We start from the raw sequence: 288 nt of genomic DNA, 5'->3' as shown, positions 1-288 counted from the left end.
TACAAAGTCCTATTCGGTATTTAAAAGTCTACGGAGTGAAGGTTTAACTGATTTAATTACTAGAGGCATTAATGCTTATCATAAAACGAAAGATACTAATATTGGTGAAACACTCTTCTTTTATCCATTAATTGGAGTTATGAATAAACTTGCTTTTGAATTGTCTTCAAATTCTGAAAAAGATGAATAGATTACTCATATCATTTTTTTTCATTTTTTTCATCAATACTTTTAGTTCAATAAGCCAAAATAATTTCAATAATTATACAGATTTGTATAATTATTGGG

General features: G+C 25.7%; 1 protein-coding gene. It reads left to right on the top strand.

Going from position 1 to position 288, the window contains the following annotated elements; genetic code table 11:
* Positions 1-190 (top strand): hypothetical protein (locus tag LB449_RS13845; RefSeq protein WP_224455699.1); only part of this gene is annotated, 190 nt, incomplete at its 5' end.
* Positions 191-288 lie beyond the last annotated feature (98 nt).

It is taken from the genome of Psychroflexus lacisalsi, assembly GCF_020164495.1.
Lineage (GTDB): Bacteria > Bacteroidota > Bacteroidia > Flavobacteriales > Flavobacteriaceae > Psychroflexus > Psychroflexus lacisalsi.
The sequence above is the reverse complement of the archived record's forward strand: the minus strand, read 5'-3'. Positions and strand labels throughout refer to the sequence as shown.